This is a genomic window from Mariniluteicoccus endophyticus (assembly GCF_054780035.1).
This window is the reverse complement of sequence record NZ_BAAGXC010000023.1, coordinates 69,548-82,625: the sequence shown is the minus strand read 5'-3', so window position 1 is coordinate 82,625 and position 13,078 is coordinate 69,548. Positions and strand designations below refer to the sequence as shown.

Genomic DNA, 13,078 nt, shown 5'->3' with positions numbered 1-13,078 from the left:
GCCAGGGTAAACTCGGGCTGCCCGGGCCGGCTGACCACAGACCCGGCCTGGCGCATCTGGTCACCGGTGGGGTTGCTGGCGCTCCGACCGGCAAGGCTGAGGATCACCCGATCGACACCCGGGGGCCACACCTCGGGGACCTGGCGCATCTGTAGGTAGACCGCGACCATCGCGCTAGCCCAGTGAAGGTGACTCTCCATCTGGCCCGCGAGCTCGGGGTCAGGCGTCCCCCACCCCAAAAACTCGACAAGGTCATCCACGGTTGGCGTAGGTGCCATCAGACCAGCCCACTGATGAGCACGTTGGCGTCATCCTGAAGCACGCCCCAGTCGTAGCGGGAGACAACGCGGATGCCGATTTCATCGAACTCGGCGTAACGCTCCGTGAGGACCTTGGCGGTTGGGTTCAGGTCCCGAGCCACTGCCCAACTAGAGGGGTTCATCAACAGGACGTGACCGGCTGGCAGGCGCTTGGTGACGGTGACCGGCACGCCCAGGAGGACGACGCCAGAGGCTTGGGTCACATCGGGGGTGACGACGTACTTGCCTGAGGTGTCCTTGACTTTTCTCAATGCAGTAAGGGTTTCCGGGCGCATGACCCACCGAAGACCGGTCAGCGGTACGTCCCCGCCCATCGCAGCCCCTAGCGCATCGTGCATGTGATCGAGTGTGAGCGCCTTGTCACCCGCAGCGATCGACAGCATCTTCCTTACGTTGTCGGCGTGCAACACACCCTTGGGGAGTGTGACGCCGTCGCCCTGGTCGCCCCACGCCTGAGCATCCACTACGCGGGCGGTGTCAGTGACAAGCCGTGCGCTGATCACACCGTCTAGGGCTTGGCTCGACTGCCGCAGCGCCTCGTTGCTGATACGGACAAGGCTCTTGACCGACTTCATCGTTGAGGGCAGGAGAGAGACCGCACCGAACGGGTCTTCGGTCTCCTCGGGAATCTCTTCGGACTCGCCCACCCAGCCCGGCGAGAACCCACCGGTGAGCGCGGGAATGGAAATCGGGGTGGCGGTGTCGAAAATGCGCACACCCGATGCAAGGAATGAACTGGCCTCTTCGAGGGGCTGCACCAGAAGCGATGCAATGTTCTTTTGAATAAGTTCTTGAATCTCGGTAGTTTTGATAGTCATTGCCTAACCTCCAAAAGTCGTGTGAAATGAGAGTTTTGGAAGTCAGGCACCCGGCCCACCCCCAGGAATCGGGCATCAAGCCGTCTTCACAGGGTGTATCGGTGACTGAATATTTTCTTGGGCACGACAAAGCCCCCATCACGGGCTCGGAATGTGATGGGGGCCTTATCTGAACTGGCAACAATCCTCAGGCTGTGCCGCAGGATGGCGGGAACACCCCGCCACAAGAAGTTTCGTCAGAGACGGCCCAGCAAGGCCGACAGGCTGGCCCGCTCTTCGGTGCCGCTATGGAGACCCTGGCCGACCCTGCCGGTGACCGCAGCATGCTCGGGATGGGCCCGGGCGAATTCCTGTACCAGTGCAAAGAACGCCTCTTCGTTGTCCAGAGCATCCGGGTCGGGGTCCATCGCGCTGGGGTCGCGCAGGATGCCGGTGGCCTTGACCCGCTCGCGCCACAAGGCGGCCTCACGTTCCGAGAGCCGGCTTTCCAGGTCCTTGGCTCGGGTGCGATGCTCAGCCGCCTCAGCGCGCAGCTCGCGCACATAGTCGGCGTCGAATGTCTTGGGCTCAGCCGGTGCTTCTTCTAGGTTCTGTTCTAGATTCTCTTCAGTCATTTGCAATCTCTCCTTGTCTTTTGATGATGACGGGGGCGCATTTACACCCAAAGTGACGGATTTTGAAGGGGTGTTCCATGGAATAGCGCTGCCCGTCACGTTCAGCGCATTTTCCGCAGCCGCCCTGACTTGCTTGCCATTCCCATACCAAGTGCCCGTTCTCTAGTGCGGTTTTCTGGAAATATTCAGCGGCAATGGCGTGGACCTCATTGGCGACGAAACCTTCCACGGCTGTTTCGAAATCTTCGGGGTGGGCATCAATGAAGTTGGTGAAGACCTCGCCCAGGGCTTCGATGTGCTCGTCTGTGAGGCCATCGGCGCCACGGTGGATCGACCAGGCGCCGACTAGGGAGGCACGCTCAAGGGTGCTCAGGACCGCCATGAAGACTTTCGCGTGACGCTCAGGGCCGGGTTTGGTGGCGCGGACCAGCGCACGAATCAAGGCGATAGCGGCCTCTACAAGCGCTTCAAGAAGCAGGAGGGGTAGTTGGATCATGACGTCTCATCCCCGGCGCTCACAGAGGCGCCTGAGGCCGCTGAAACCCCTTGGGGGGTTGTAGAAGGCTGTCTCATCTGGGCAAAGAGCAGGGCGTCCACATCAGCGCGGGCTTGTTCACGGTTCATGGCGTCAATCTCGGCTTGGGAGAAGCCTGTGAGACGACGTGCTGCGTCTGTGGTGATGACTCGCTCAGCGTGGAGCTTCACCGCAGCATCGGCAGCCTGGGCGAGGGTGCGGCTGGCAGGGTCACGCCACTGGATATCCACGTCAGCGGGGGCCGGTAGGCCCTCAACGGCCAGGACGAGAGACACCACCCGCAACCATGACCGGGCAAAGGCCGTCTGCTTCGCTTCCACGCGGGCGACCAGGGAGGATTCAGCCGCCCGGATGCTGTCAGCGGATAGCGGGGTGTTCGAGATGGCCATGTAGTGCGCCGGTAGACCACTGGCAGCCGAGATGAGTTTCAGAATCTGCTCAACCGACGATTGGTAGCCCCCAAGGTCAGCGCTTGGGAACTGACCGAACTTGCCTTCGGGGTGTTCGTTCTGCCACACGCGGTTAGGGCCCTCGGAGAAGGGGTTCACGGCGTTCCCCTCGGCGTCTACCTTCACCGTGAGACCAGTAGCCCAACGACGCGGACGAGAGCCGTACTCGCTGGACACCATGAGGTCAGTGAGCAACTTCACCAGGGCGTCTTGCAGGTCAACGATGCTGTCGAACTCAGGGCTGCCGTCTTGGTCCAGCAGGCGTGAGCGGTTCACGAAAGGCACGACAGGGACCACCTGAAGGGGGTTGGGGCGCGAGTCCTCCAGTTCCCAGCCCTGACTAGGGAGAACACCCCCAGCCGGGCATTTGACGTGGTACTCGCGGATGCTGTCGGCGGTGAACAGCACACACCGGCCCAGGTCCCCGTCCTGCCAGCGCTTGACCGCAGCCGTTGGCTCACCAGTGAGGGGGTCTGAGATGACAGCCACCTCAGCGGATGACTCCACGCTGAGGGTTGCCCGGCCCTGAGCGTCGGCCCACACGATGACAAAGGCCGTCCCATGCACCAAGGCCTCACGAAACAGGGTCTGGTGCTGTTCTTCGAACCCACACCTCGCCCAGGCGTCAACCATGGCGGGGATGGGCTGACCATCACCGGCGAAGGAATCTATTCTCAGACGTTCCACAATGGATTCCACCTGAAGGCGGCAATAGTTCACATTCAGGGTACGTAGCCGGTCACCCAATGCCTTGGCATCCTCGGGCTTCAGGAAGGAAATAGCCTGCCTTCCCTCATAGTATTGGTCGGCCTGCCATCGCCTGACCGTCCCCGCCTCAATCTTCTGATGCAACTTTTCCAAGATATCTACCACGAATAAACCCCATTCCTCACCGGCTCATCCTTCTTGTTCAGATAATGTGTGACGCGCGCATGAGCCATGAGAAGCGCGGCAACACAGTCGATTTTTGATTTCTTTGTCGCCTTGGTGAGCATCGTTCCCCGGTCGGACTCACGGGTCCGGGCGTTCAGCACATGGGCGCGTAGTTCTGTATCCCCGTCATGGCAGATTTGACCCTCAGCGATGGCGGCAGTCAGCCCCGCAGTAGCCGGTGCCATCCGACTGGCCGTGTTCGGGAACTCAACAACTGGAATCCCTTCCCCAGAAAGGATTTCCAACGACCTAGACCACCTGTAGGGGTCTGCCACGACCTCTTTCACGCTGAACCTGTTGCAGGCTGCCCGGATGGCCTGTTCGACCTCAGAGATGGGCACCCGACCCCCTTCCTGCTGGGGCTTCCACACCCCCAAGACCTGGCCATGCGGGATGGGCTCAATGCTCACCGCCACAAGAGCGGAGTAGTCCCCGGAGAAGGACCCATCGAAGGCGACGATCACTTCCGCCTGAGAGTCGATCCGCCGGTCAACCCGCAGTGCGTCCCACGCCTCAGCAGGCACCCACTGTTCCGCCTGTTGTGTGTCCCACTGGCCTAGCTGGAGCCGGCGGAACTCGCCCTCGGGCATCTTCGCCAACATCGACCCAAGCCCCCGCAGTTCGTTCTTGCGGTTGTGGGTCAGCGGGCGAGCCGATTTGATGCAGCACTCACACAAGGGCTTATGAGACGGGTCAGACGTGAATTCCTTGAAATAGAACATCGGGTCAGGCTTCTCACGTGCCGAGTCCACAAGAGTTTTCATCACAGAATCCGGATTGCGGCTCGGGGTGCTGATGGCGAGCGTCAGACTCTCTTCACGCTTTAGAGAGCCGGCCACCAACGATTCCCACACCTGGGCCGTGCACACATGGAGCTCATCCACCACACAGAATGTTTGGGCCCAGCCCTGTAGCGCATCCTCGGTCGCTGCCAGGGCAATGGCCAGGCCCGCATTGAAGGGCACCTCAACAGACCCCGCACCGATACGCGCACGCTTGGACAGCTCAGGGTTGCCCTCAACAAACAAGACAAGATTCTTGAAAACAATACGACGTGCCTGGACCTCACTAGAGGCAGCAATGAGCACCTGAGGATTCAGTTGATCGGCAAAGAGGTGATAGCACGCGAGCATCCCCGCCAAAAACGATTTTCCTTGACCACGGGGCAGGCTCAGCAAGCCCATCCGTGGAGCCTCGCCCCGGGCAGGGTACAGGTTACGCAAGATTTGTTTCTGAAAAGGCTTGAGATTGATGGGCCTGCCCGTCTGAAAGTCCACAAGAAAGGCCTCAATGAACGCAATGACCCGTCGATAATCACGCTTCTCAGGCAGCATGGAAACGTCCAAGGGGTCCATAATCGCCTGCCTGCGTGGACCCGGCTTATGCTGATAGACCGTCGGATTACCCATCATGTGACATACCCCCCAAACATGGCTGAATATCGGGGTCCAGTAGGTGAATAGCCGAATGAGTGTAATAGGCCTGGACGCTTACCCCCCGGGCGTCAAACCCCCTTTGACTAGGGGGTATATCCCCAGGCAACTCATGGTTGATATATTCTGGCGCTGGCCGCTCAGGGCTCATCTCATCCGTGACATATTCTTTGGCCCTGCTTTGAATATTCACTAGGTGAGGTAAGGGCTCAATCCGGTTGTCCTCTAGCCATTCCTGGTAGCGCTTGGTGCCTGGTCGGCTAGAGCCGCGGGCAATATTGCAATCCGAGCAGACGACCTCTACGTCGGCTAACGAGATGGGCATTCCAGAATAGAACTTGTGCCACGCTGAGGGCATGTGATCAGCATTCAGATTGTCGCGTGAACCGCAATCAGAGCACCACGGTTGCATGTGCCTGGCCCTCGCGCTTAGGCGGGTCCACTCGCTCGTCTGGTGGCCTGTTTTGTGCTTCCTGGGGGCTGGCGTTGGGGCTCTATAGGTTTGATGGCCCACAGGCTTGCACGCGGCACACAAGGCGCCCTGGCGACCCTTATTGTCTGTGAGCTCCCCACAGGAGAGGCAAGGTGACTTCACTTTGCTTGCCCAACCATGAAGACCAGGTGATGCATGCTGCGGGCGTCGAAGACACGAGGGGCACTCAACAAAATATTGAAGGTCCCGCCATCAACTGGCCTAGTCACCACGACCACATCCCCCGAACGCACATCGGCCTCAGGGCCGAAATAGATTTTGCCGGTGCCCTTAGCATCCACGGCTTGCTCGGGCGACCACGTAGGGTCCTGGGCCAGCCCGGTCATATCCAGCAGGCAGGGGACGTTGGTGGCGACCTCTTTCACTTCCCACTCAGGCGAGCCATCAACCACGGTCTCTGTGCGCCTAAGGACCGTGCACCGGTGGGTCAAGGTATTTCTAATCATGTGTGCCAGGCCTCCTTCTCTCTTTCAAATGGAGGTATCGACCAAGGCGGCACAGTTCATGTCAAAGAACACGAAAAATGGCGACCACCCGAGGGGGTGACCGCCAGTCTCCGTCGCTGCATTACTCCTCAGCCAGTGCGGCTTCGAGTTCGTCCAGCGTGACACCGAAACTGTGCCCGACTACGACGCAGTTCGAATCGTCAACAAGCCAGTAGAGCCCATAGTAGGGATTGATCGCCGGGTTTCTTGCACGACTCTTTCGCACGTTAAGACCCTGTCGCCTAGCCTCCCGACGCGCTCGGCTTTCCCGCTTTGAATCGCTGTCATCCATAGTAGTTTTCCTTTCCTTTAGGGTTTCTTTGAACCATGGGTCCAGAATAGTTGAAAGCGGAGCATTTCGCAAACGGTTTGGATGTTTATAAAAATGCGCTTGCCTCAGCCTCTTCCGTTTTTTTGAAGTGCCAGCCGATCGGTACCTACCAAACGGTAGATGCGCGGCGGAGAAACCTTGTCGCTGCGCTAGGCCAAGGGTCGGCGGGTAGGCGCTCGCTGACTAGGTTCAGAGCTCAGGGGGGATGTTCACCCTTGTAGGTAGCCACCCATAGGGCGAAGCCCAGCCGGTGAGTACCTAGCTCGGGAAGGAATCCAGCCTAGGGCCCAGGACTCTAGGGCTCATCCCTAGGGGCGGACTCGCTCGCTAGCGCTCACTCATGGGAGTCCAGGCCCAGGCGCTCTTCGGCTAGCTCATGGCTCAGATTTTCTTCAGTGGGTCGGTGACTCACTCCGCTTCGCTCCGTTCGTGGTCGCCATCTGAAGTTCGATACTCCCTATGCAAACAATAACAGTGTTTGAGTTTAAGTTTGGGTTCCCGTTTGAGCTTGAGCTTGGGTTTTTGCTTGAGCTTGAGCTTAGGTTTTTGCTTGGGTTTTGGATTGGGCTTGAGATTGATTTCGACACTCGGGAATGTGGTATAATGAAGTATCAACCAAGACGGGTCAAAGCGGCCGGTCTAAGGAGGCTTAAAGGAGGCAATAAATGAAGGGAAAAAAACTGATGCGAGAGGTCCCCGAATGGGAAGATTGGCAGAATGTGGTGTGGGCAGACCCGGTGAACCTTGAGGTGGAAGTGTTGGACTTGTTCACCGAGGGTCCCTGTGAGGATGACTCTGGCCTGTTGAAGGTTGGGCGTGAGGGTTCCTTGTGTGGGTTGGTGTTGTGGGCCGAAGACATGGAGCGGGTGAAGCACGCTGAGGAGATGCCGACCCCGACGTTCAAGGTTGTTGATGCTGACAATTTTGTTTATTTCGCGTGGATGCTGCCTGACCCGGTGCCCGTGGTCCCACAGACAAAGAGGGCACAGAACCTTTTTGAGATGATGGTCTCGAACTTCACCCGTCAGTATGGATTGACGGTGTGCCAGACCGTCCCCGATGTGGCCGGCTGGGAAGTCAATGGAGAGATGTTCCTAGACCCCGACCGTGAGCCCATCCTGTGGACGCTCCAATCACTGAAGCAATGGCAGGACTCTCACGGTCTTGGGGGCCACTACTACGTTGACGACTTCCACCGGCGCGGGGGTGCGGCCAACACCCCTGCCCAGGTCAAGGCGAAGCGGGAGAACGCGGCGAAGGCGCGAGCTGGGCTCAAGGCTCGCGACAACCTGACTCTGCTACGCGCCAAGGCCATGATGGATGCCGGCTACCCGGACGGCCAGATGGCCGCAGAACTGGACCGTAGCGCCACCTCGCTCCCACGGATCAAACAGGCAGCAAGCGCACTCGACCTCACCGATGCCGAGATTGCCGAGGCGAAGGCGTGGGGGGTCGCTCACGGCATCCCGAAGTCCGCACAGCCTGCCCCCGACCCCATCCCTACCCGCGCCGCTGATGAGCCCACAGAGGGCGACCTGTGGCTTGAAAAGGTACTGGGGGTGGACGACTGGGAACCCCGGCCGCTCCCGGAGCCCACACCCTTTGAACGGTGGGGACATAAATACGCCAAGGTAGGCGACTGAGAGGCGCGTACAAAATGTCCACGGGCGCCATTTTTATGATGCGCTGGAATGTGGCAAATGGGCGCGCCATCTGATATGATTCTCGCGTTCCAGCGATCCCGTTGGAATACACCAAATAGAAGGGAGGCCACAGTGTCTTCAGGAAATATTGTTTCAAGGGTAGAGGTCGAAGGCTGGACGGAGTCGATTGAATGGGCCAATGAGAATCAAGTGCAAGACATGCGCGTCCTGATGGACGAGTTCGGCAACACTTCTGTGTTTGAGTGCACCGCCAAAAGGGCTGACGGCGGGGTGGTAGCAACGGGTCCGCTTGTGAAGGTGACTTTCACGGGAATCACGTCACCGGAGTATGGGGGTGAGAAATCCCTCGACTGGACTGTCTATGGCTACACGGCCGAAGAGATCAAGGAGAAAATCGTGGCGTACAAGCGTGAGAACGGCCTGTAAGTCCCTAGGTTCTTTTCTGAGAGCCTGAGAGTCCCTTCCGGGTGTCCTTCCTCCCGGCGGGGGCTCTGAGCCCTCAGAACGGTGCGTAGGGCTTCCTGGGGGCATCAGAGAAGGGGTGTACACACTGTGTACACCCCTTGGCGCATAAAGAACCCGCCCACCGATAGGAGGCAACCAAACGGTGGGCGGGTTCCGGCCTAGGACAAAAGGAGATGCCCTACAAAAAGATGTATCGGCCAGCTATTCAGTCTTGCGAGGCGTGACCAGGACGCGAGCCGTACCCTTGACTTTGTTTTTCTGACTGGACACCACCTCCACGTCCACCAGAGCCCTCAGCAGGGCCCGTTGCTGCCCCAGCTCCAAGCCGTCCCACGCCGAGCGGATGGCCTGAGCGTCCTTCACAGCGGCCCCCAATTGCTCGCGCACGGTCTCGCCGGCGTGTTCATCCAACTTGAACACGCGCCCGAACAGGTCAGCGGCGGGGTCTGCACCTTCCAGCCAGACCACCTCGGCGGACAGGGCGTCGTACTGCTTCTGAAGGTCGGCAATCGCCTTCAGAAGCGGCTGAAGCGGAATCTCAGCCTTCGACAGCTGCCCCTGTAGTGCAGCCATGCGCTCCCCCACTTCACCGCGCTTGGCCCGCACCTCAGTCAGCTTCCGGCGGGTGTCGTCGTCGGGACCTTGGGGGGCTGTGAATCTGCCTGAGAGCACACCGGCCAGGAGCACCCGCACCACCCACCAGTCGACCAGCTCAATATTGATCGAGTTGTAGCAACGGTTCAGCCCGGGTGCCCGGTTGGATGACGTGCATCGGTAGGTGGGCCCCTCAGCCTTCTTGCCTCCCGAGCGATGCAGAGAGCTCCCACAGACGCCACAGCGGGCGATTCCAGACAGCAGCGTCGTCGGGGTGGGTCCGGTGTTGGTGGTGCGCCGAGCGTCGCTCAGAACGCCGCACAGGGCTTCCCACTCCTCCCGCGTGCACACCGGCTCCCACACACCCGTCACGTCAGGGATGATCTGCCCCTGGTGCTCGACCAGCCCGGCGTTGCGTGGACGCATGAGGACCTTGCGCAGCTTCGGAATCGTCCAGGGCACGCCGGTCACCGTGGTCACCCCGGCGTCGTTCCACGCCCGCACAATCGACGTGAGCGACACCCGATTCGTGGCGTCCTTAATGGCCTGTTGCAGGAGTTCGAATTCTGCCTGGTGAGGTGGGTCAGCCTCGCCCTTGGGGGCCTTCTCCCATCCGAACGCCCGCCGTGTCTGGTAGCGCCCGGCAGCCCGCATCTGTGCCTGTTGTGCCTTGACCCGCTCCGAGATGCGCTCAGCCTCGGCAGCGTCAACGGATGCCTTGATCCTGGCGACCATACGCCCATCTGCGGTGCTCAGGTTGTCATCCCCGGAAACGACTGTGGACACGATGACGCCGGTTCGGTCGTGCAGCCCGATCAGCGCTTCAAGCTCCAACGGGCGGCGGGTCAGGCGTGAATTTGAGTAGGCCAGGATGCGACCGAACTTGCCCGCCTCAGCGTCGGCCAGCATGCGGGCATAGGCCGGACGTGGCTTCTTGCTTTTGGTGGACGCCGAAATGTCGTCGTCCACGTAGGTCTCTATGACCGCCCACTTCTCGACCTTGGCACGCTTCAGGCAGGCGGCACGCTGACGTTCCACCGAGTCTGAGGCGTCGTCGTCAGTGACCTTGGGACCCTTGGGGGCCTTGGAGATGCGGCAATAGATCGCGACCTGTTCAGATGCTGAAGAGCGCTTGCCCTGTCGTTTGCTCACCCTGCGAAATTACATCCTTGCCGAAGGGGAAGCACGTGATGGGGATCATCTTGATGTTGGCGATCGCCAGCGGGATCCCGATGATCGTCACGGCCTGGGCGATGGCCGTCGTCACGTGGGTCGCGGCGATCCACAGGCCGGCGACCGCGAACCAGATCACGTTCATCACCGCGGACCCCATACCGGCCTGCTTCTTGAGCACGACCGTGCGACCGAAGGGCCACAGCGCATAGCTGGCCATGCGCAACGACGCGACACCGGCCGGGATCGTGACGATGAAGATGCAGGCGACGATGCCGAAGAGGAAATAGCTCAGCGACAGCCAGATGCCGCCGGTGATGAGCCAGATGAGGTTGAGCAGGGTCTTCATGATGGGCTCCGTTCGTGCGCACTGGTCCTCCCCCATTGGACCACGGACCGACCACGCCCACGCCCGGGCGGTGAGGAGGATCACTCCCCCGACCGCCCGTGCGGCCCACGATGGTCCGCCACGACGGCTCGACCGGGTACGAGAACGGTCCTCTCGGCTACCCGAGCGTTCTATGGCGGGTCAAGCTGCTGGTCGCCGCGGACCTCGTCCCCGCGGTGCGCGGGGAGATCTACGCCAGGCGCTCTAGACTCTTGCCCCATGGATCAGCCCGAACGTCCCGCCCGTGTGCACCGCGAGGTCGTCTCGTTCGTACGCCGGTCCACCCGCATGAACCAGTCCCAGGAGAAGGCCTGGGCCGAGCGCGCCGACTGGCTCGTCGAGGTCCCCCGGCGCGAGACGACCACGTCGATCGCGCCCGAGGCTCACGTCGACTGGCCAGCCGTCTTCGGCCGCACGGCGCCGCTGGTGGTCGAGATCGGCTGCGGCACCGGTGACGCGCTCGGCGTCATGGCCGACGACAGGCGCGACCGCGACCACGTCGCCTTCGAGGTGTTCCTGCCCGCGATGGCCTCCACGATCATCAAGTGCCGCGCCCGGGGGTTGACCAACGTGCGCCTGGTCGACGCCGACGGCGTCGAGGGCCTGCGTACCCTCTTCTCCCCCGGTCAGGTCGCCGAGGTCTGGACGTTCTTCCCCGACCCCTGGCACAAGGCGCGCCATGCCAAGCGCCGCCTGGTCTCCGCCGAGCTCGGCGACCTGGTCGCGTGCCGGTTGGCCCCGGGCGGGACCTGGCACATCGCCACCGACTGGGAGGAGTACGCCGAGCACTGCCGCGAGGTCCTCGACGACCACCCGCGGCTGGTGAACCTCCACGACGGGTACGCGCCCCGCATGGTTGCCCGTCCCGTCACCAAGTACGAGCAGCGCGGGCTCGACGCCGGACGCGCGGTCTTCGACCTCACCTACGGGGTGCGCTCATGACGGCGCGCTGGCGGCTCGCCGTCGCGTACGACGGAGCGGGGTTCTCGGGCTGGGCGGTCCAGCCCGGGCTGCGCACCGTGCAGGGCGTCCTCGAGGAGTGGATCCCGCAGGTCCTGCGCCTGTCCGCGCCGGTTTCGCTCGTGTGCGCCGGGCGCACCGACGCCGGGGTCCACGCGCGCGGGCAGGTGTGCCACCTCGACGTGCACGACGGGCTCGAGCCGGAGGTGCTGCGCCACCGGCTGTCGCGCGTGCTGCCGACCGACGTGGTGGTCGGCGACGTTCGCGTCGCCCCCGAGGGCTTCGACGCACGGTTCTCCGCGATCTGGCGGCGGTACGCGTACCGCATCTGCGACACCACGGCTCCCGATCCGCTGCTGCGCGGCCACGTCGTCCGCGTACGCGGTCCCCTCGACGTCGAGGCGATGAACCGGGCCGGCGCGATGCTCGTCGGCCTGCGCGACTTCGCCCCGTTCTGCAAGCGGCGCGAGGGCGCGACGACGATCCGCACCCTCACCGAGCTGCACGCCGAGCGCAGACCCGAGGGGACCATCGAGTTCACTGTGCGGGCTGACGCGTTCTGCCACTCCATGGTGCGCTCCCTCATGGGGGCGATGACCGAGATCGGCCGCGGCCACCGCGACGAGGCCTGGCTGGCCGAGGTCATGGCCCACGGGGCCCGTCACCCGTCGATCCCCGTGATGGCACCCGAGGGCCTGTGCCTCGAGGAGGTCGGCTATCCGGCCGACGACGAGCTGGCCGCCCGCGCGGCCCAGGCCCGCAACATGCGTGCCGAGGGGGAGCTCGAGTGACGACCGCCGACCACTACTTCACCACGCCCGAGGGCCCCGAGAAGCGGCGCACGATCCGCATCCGGGCGTGGGACACCGACTACGAGGTGACCACCGCCAACGGTGTGTTCTCCTACGACGGGCTCGACCTCGGCACCGCGGTGCTGCTGCGCGAGAACGAGCCCCCCGCCGGCGCCCGTCGCATCCTCGACCTCGGGTGCGGCTGGGGTCCCATCGCCCTCGTGCTCGCCGACCACTGCCCGGAGGCGGTCGTCGACGCGGTCGATGTCAACGAGCGCGCCCTGCGGCTGGTCACCGACAACGCCGGCGCGCTCGGTCTCGCCGGCCGCGTACGCGCCCTGACGCCCGACGCCGTCGAGGCCGACGTGGCGTACGACGAGATCTGGTCGAACCCGCCCATCCGCATCGGCAAGGAGGCCCTGCACCAGCTGCTGCTCACGTGGCTGCCGCGGCTCGCCCCCGACGGTGTCGCCCGGCTGGTCGTCGGCAAGAACCTCGGCGCCGACTCGCTGCAGCGCTGGCTGGTCGACCAGGGTTACGCCTGCGTGCGCACCGCCTCGGCGAAGGGATTCCGCGTCCTGGAGGTACGCCGCTCCTGAGCCCCCCCCTCTTCCGTCCGGTCGCGAGCTGGC

At 62.4% G+C, this 13,078-nt stretch carries 13 protein-coding genes; 5 read left to right on the top strand and 8 right to left on the bottom strand.

What is annotated here, in order from left to right:
* Positions 1-277: 277 nt before the first annotated feature.
* The 6 genes from ACYVGD_RS12260 to ACYVGD_RS12235 all read right to left on the bottom strand — a co-directional run bounded on the left by ACYVGD_RS12260 (position 278) and on the right by ACYVGD_RS12235 (position 5,987).
* Entirely contained in the window at positions 278-1,138 is an 861-nt protein-coding gene (locus ACYVGD_RS12260; protein ID WP_460743967.1) for a phage major capsid protein, read from the bottom strand.
* Between the two features lie 236 nt (positions 1,139-1,374).
* On the bottom strand, positions 1,375-1,752 hold the full coding sequence (locus ACYVGD_RS12255; RefSeq protein WP_460743966.1) for a hypothetical protein: 378 nt from the start codon (positions 1,750-1,752) through the stop codon (positions 1,375-1,377).
* Complete coding sequence (locus ACYVGD_RS12250; protein WP_460743964.1) at positions 1,745-2,248, bottom strand: hypothetical protein; 504 nt, start codon at positions 2,246-2,248, stop codon at positions 1,745-1,747. The genes ACYVGD_RS12255 and ACYVGD_RS12250 overlap by 8 nt, the downstream gene beginning before the upstream one ends.
* Positions 2,245-3,588, bottom strand: coding sequence for a phage portal protein (locus tag ACYVGD_RS12245; RefSeq protein ID WP_460743962.1), 1,344 nt, complete (start codon positions 3,586-3,588; stop codon positions 2,245-2,247). Before ACYVGD_RS12245 ends, ACYVGD_RS12250 begins: the two co-directional genes overlap by 4 nt.
* Before the next feature lie 14 nt (positions 3,589-3,602).
* Positions 3,603-5,015, bottom strand: coding sequence for a terminase large subunit domain-containing protein (locus tag ACYVGD_RS12240; protein ID WP_460743960.1), 1,413 nt, complete (start codon positions 5,013-5,015; stop codon positions 3,603-3,605).
* A gap of 678 nt (positions 5,016-5,693) precedes the next feature.
* Positions 5,694-5,987, bottom strand: coding sequence for a hypothetical protein (locus ACYVGD_RS12235; RefSeq protein WP_460743958.1), 294 nt, complete (start codon positions 5,985-5,987; stop codon positions 5,694-5,696).
* 1,089 nt (positions 5,988-7,076) lie between these two features.
* Between ACYVGD_RS12235 and ACYVGD_RS12230 the strand changes: the two genes are divergently transcribed.
* Both ACYVGD_RS12230 and ACYVGD_RS12225 read left to right on the top strand, forming a co-directional pair.
* A complete protein-coding gene (locus tag ACYVGD_RS12230) occupies positions 7,077-8,054 on the top strand; it encodes a hypothetical protein (RefSeq protein WP_460743956.1) in 978 nt (325 codons plus the stop codon).
* A 48-nt stretch (positions 8,055-8,102) separates the two neighbouring features.
* Entirely contained in the window at positions 8,103-8,501 is a 399-nt protein-coding gene (locus tag ACYVGD_RS12225) for a hypothetical protein (protein ID WP_460743954.1), read from the top strand.
* A gap of 240 nt (positions 8,502-8,741) precedes the next feature.
* On the opposite strand, the gene ACYVGD_RS12220 is transcribed toward ACYVGD_RS12225, so the two are convergent.
* Positions 8,742-10,286, bottom strand: coding sequence for a recombinase family protein (locus ACYVGD_RS12220; RefSeq protein ID WP_460743952.1), 1,545 nt, complete (start codon positions 10,284-10,286; stop codon positions 8,742-8,744).
* Entirely contained in the window at positions 10,249-10,656 is a 408-nt protein-coding gene (locus tag ACYVGD_RS12215; RefSeq protein ID WP_460743950.1) for a YccF domain-containing protein, read from the bottom strand. Before ACYVGD_RS12215 ends, ACYVGD_RS12220 begins: the two co-directional genes overlap by 38 nt.
* A 258-nt stretch (positions 10,657-10,914) precedes the next feature.
* Between ACYVGD_RS12215 and trmB the strand changes: the two genes are divergently transcribed.
* From trmB to ACYVGD_RS12200, 3 genes are read left to right on the top strand one after another with little or no spacing between them, the layout of a single operon-like run.
* On the top strand, positions 10,915-11,637 hold the full coding sequence (gene trmB, locus ACYVGD_RS12210; RefSeq protein WP_460743948.1) for a tRNA (guanosine(46)-N7)-methyltransferase TrmB: 723 nt from the start codon (positions 10,915-10,917) through the stop codon (positions 11,635-11,637).
* The gene (truA, locus tag ACYVGD_RS12205; protein WP_460743946.1) at positions 11,634-12,446 is read left to right on the top strand and encodes a tRNA pseudouridine(38-40) synthase TruA; all 813 of its coding nucleotides are present in this window, start codon (positions 11,634-11,636) and stop codon (positions 12,444-12,446) included. Before trmB ends, truA begins: the two co-directional genes overlap by 4 nt.
* Positions 12,443-13,045, top strand: coding sequence for a class I SAM-dependent methyltransferase (locus ACYVGD_RS12200; protein ID WP_460743944.1), 603 nt, complete (start codon positions 12,443-12,445; stop codon positions 13,043-13,045). The genes truA and ACYVGD_RS12200 overlap by 4 nt, the downstream gene beginning before the upstream one ends.
* The last annotated feature ends 33 nt before the right edge of the window (positions 13,046-13,078 follow it).

Excerpts from the sequence above, each read along its gene's own strand:
- ACYVGD_RS12255 (WP_460743966.1), bottom strand. The coding sequence starts at position 1,752 with ATGACTGAAGAGAATCTAGAACAGAACCTAGAAGAAGCACCGGCTGAG.
- ACYVGD_RS12225 (WP_460743954.1), top strand. The coding sequence starts at position 8,103 with ATGTGGCAAATGGGCGCGCCATCTGATATGATTCTCGCGTTCCAGCGA.
- trmB (WP_460743948.1), top strand. The coding sequence starts at position 10,915 with ATGGATCAGCCCGAACGTCCCGCCCGTGTGCACCGCGAGGTCGTCTCG.
- truA (WP_460743946.1), top strand. The coding sequence starts at position 11,634 with ATGACGGCGCGCTGGCGGCTCGCCGTCGCGTACGACGGAGCGGGGTTC.
- ACYVGD_RS12215 (WP_460743950.1), bottom strand. The coding sequence starts at position 10,656 with ATGAAGACCCTGCTCAACCTCATCTGGCTCATCACCGGCGGCATCTGG.
- ACYVGD_RS12260 (WP_460743967.1), bottom strand. The coding sequence starts at position 1,138 with ATGACTATCAAAACTACCGAGATTCAAGAACTTATTCAAAAGAACATT.
- ACYVGD_RS12230 (WP_460743956.1), top strand. The coding sequence starts at position 7,077 with ATGAAGGGAAAAAAACTGATGCGAGAGGTCCCCGAATGGGAAGATTGG.
- ACYVGD_RS12250 (WP_460743964.1), bottom strand. The coding sequence starts at position 2,248 with ATGATCCAACTACCCCTCCTGCTTCTTGAAGCGCTTGTAGAGGCCGCT.